The organism is Catellatospora sp. NPDC049111 (assembly GCF_040648615.1).
Taxonomy (GTDB): domain Bacteria; phylum Actinomycetota; class Actinomycetes; order Mycobacteriales; family Micromonosporaceae; genus Catellatospora; species Catellatospora aurea.
Genome location: NZ_JBEZEB010000054.1, coordinates 57086 through 59640, shown reverse-complemented (window position 1 = coordinate 59640; position 2555 = coordinate 57086). Strand labels below are relative to the sequence as shown.

Genomic DNA, 2555 nt, shown 5'->3' with positions numbered 1-2555 from the left:
ACCCCGCTGCGCTACATGTACAACCCGACCCTGGACGGCTCGTCGCACGGCTGCTGGTCGACCAGCACCAACAGCGTCGACGTGCACTACAGCTCCGGCGTCGGCAACCACTTCTTCTTCAACCTGGCCGAGGGCAGCGGCGCGACCGCGTACGGCACCAGCCCGCTCTGCGGCTCGGCTCCGGCCGTCGTCGGCATCGGCCGCACCAAGGCCGAGAAGATCTGGTACCGCGCGCTGGACGTGTACTTCACCTCCAGCACCCGCTACGTGAACACGTCCACCCCGGCCAACACCTCGCGCGCCTACACGCTGTCCGCGGCGACCGACCTGTACGGCCTGTGCTCGGTCGAGTACAAGACCGTCCAGGCCGCCTGGACGTCGGTCAACGTGGCCGGCAGCGACGCCGCCTGCCCGGCGGGCAACGACTTCTCGCTGGCGGCCGCGCCCGCGTCGGGTTCGGTCAACCCGGGCAGCTCGGTCAGCAGCACCATCACCTCGACGCTGACCAACGGCAGCGCGCAGACGGTCAACCTGACCGCGAGCGGCCTGCCCAGCGGCGCGACCGCGTCGTTCAGTCCGTCCTCTATCAACTCGGCGGGCGGCACGTCGACGCTGACCATCGCCACCGGATCGACCACCCCGCCGGGCACGTACGCGGTGACCATCACCGGAACCGGCGCCAGCTCGACCCGGACCACGACGTTCAACCTGACCGTCAACGGCCCGCCCGGCTGCTCCGGCACCAACTCCACCGACGTGGCGGTCCCGGACAACACCACCGTCGAGTCCTCGATCACCATCTCCGGCTGCTCCGGCAACGCCGGCTCGGCCAGCACGGTCGCGGTGAACATCCTGCACACCTACATCGGTGACCTGATCGTGAACCTGGTCGCGCCGGACGGCAGCGCGTACCTGCTGCACAACCGGACCGGCGGCAGCGCCGACAACATCAACCAGACCTACACCGTCAACCTGTCCGGCGAGGCCGCCAACGGCACCTGGAAGCTGCGGGTGCAGGACGCGGCGTCGGCCGACACGGGCACCATCGACACGTGGACGCTGAACCTGGTCGGCGGCACGCCGCCGCCGTGCTCGGGCACCAACGGCACCGACGTGACCATCCCGGACAACACCACCGTCAACAGCCCGATCACGATCGCGGGCTGCTCCGGCAACGCGTCGGCGACCTCCACGGTCGCGGTGGCCATCGTGCACACCTACATCGGTGACCTGATCGTCACCCTGGTCGCGCCGGACGGCAGCACCTACGTCCTGCACAACCGGACCGGCGGCAGCGCCGACAACATCAACCAGACCTACACCGTCAACCTGTCGACCGAGGTGAAGAACGGCACCTGGAACCTGCGGGTCCAGGACGCCGCGTCGGCCGACACCGGCTACATCAACACCTGGACCCTGACCCTCTAGAGTCCCGCCCGAAAGCGAGGGGCCCCGGCGCACCCGGGGCCCCTCGCCCGTGTTCAGACGGCCGGGTTCGCGGGCGCGTCCAGCTCGGCGGCCATGCCGCGCAGCAGCGGGCCGTACTCCGGGTGCGCCAGGGCGGTGGCCATCTGGGCGACCAGGTAGTCGGCCGGGTTGCCGGTGTCGTACCAGCGGCCCGAGATGACCTGCCCGTACACGGCACGGGTCGAGGCGTACGCGTTGATCGCGTCGGTCAGGTAGACCTCGCCGGTGCGGCGCTCGTACCAGCGCTTGGTCTGCTCGCGCAGCTCGTCGATGATGCCCGGGGTGACGACGTAGCCGCCGATCGCCGCGAACGCCGACGGGGCGTCTTTCGGCTTCGGCTTCTCCATCAGGCCCGTGATGCGCATCAGGCCGCCGTCGAGGTCCTCCTTGACCACCGGCACCCCGTAGCGCTGGGAGTGCTCGGGGTCCATCGGCATCAGCGCCAGGACCGGGCAGTTCGTCGCCTCGTACGCGCGGATCAGCTGCTGGGCGCGGGGCACCTCGGCGACGAACACGTCGTCGGGCCACAGCACGAGCATCGGCTCGTCGTCGAAGTTGCGGGCCGCGTTGAGCACCGGCGTGCCGTTGCCGTACGGGCCGTGCTGGTCGAGGTACGTGATGTGGCCCTGCTGCGCCAGCTCGGCGATCTCCTCGACGGCGTCGGCGTACGCCGTCTTGCCGTCCGCGCGCAGCTGCTCCACCAGCGCCGGGTTGGGCCGGAAGTGGTCCTGGATGAGCGACTTGCCGCCCGAGATCACGATCGTGATGTCGGTGATGCCGGAGGCCACCAGCTCGCGCACGGTGTGCTCGATCACCGGCTTGTCACCGACGGGCAGCATCTCCTTCGGGATCGCCTTGGTCAGGGGCAGCAGCCGGGAGCCGAGCCCCGCGGCGGGGATCACGGCCCTGCGGATGGTCGAAGGCATGAGAGTTTCTCCAGGTCAGGAAGTAGCTCAGCGGTACACCCGACGCTAACAGGCGGTCAGCCGAGTGGGCCGTCCCACACGCGCGGGCGTGGGGGGTGGGGGGGAGGAGGTACCAGGGGGGGCGCGCCCCGCGGGCGGTGCGCGCCCGACCACGCCCGAACG

2 protein-coding genes are annotated in these 2555 nt (G+C 70.3%); one reads left to right on the top strand and one right to left on the bottom strand.

Annotated elements, in window-relative coordinates; genetic code table 11:
- The coding region (locus AB0B66_RS39570) for a proprotein convertase P-domain-containing protein (protein ID WP_360540045.1) at positions 1-1428 on the top strand (1428 nt) is incomplete at its 5' end.
- A gap of 53 nt (positions 1429-1481) precedes the next feature.
- Here the strand turns inward: AB0B66_RS39570 and AB0B66_RS39565 are convergent.
- A complete protein-coding gene (locus tag AB0B66_RS39565; RefSeq protein WP_360540044.1) occupies positions 1482-2393 on the bottom strand; it encodes a UTP--glucose-1-phosphate uridylyltransferase in 912 nt (303 codons plus the stop codon).
- Positions 2394-2555: the final 162 nt, after the last annotated feature.

Coding starts and splice junctions, on each gene's coding strand:
- AB0B66_RS39565 (WP_360540044.1), bottom strand. CDS start 2,393: ATGCCTTCGACCATCCGCAGGGCCGTGATCCCCGCCGCGGGGCTCGGC.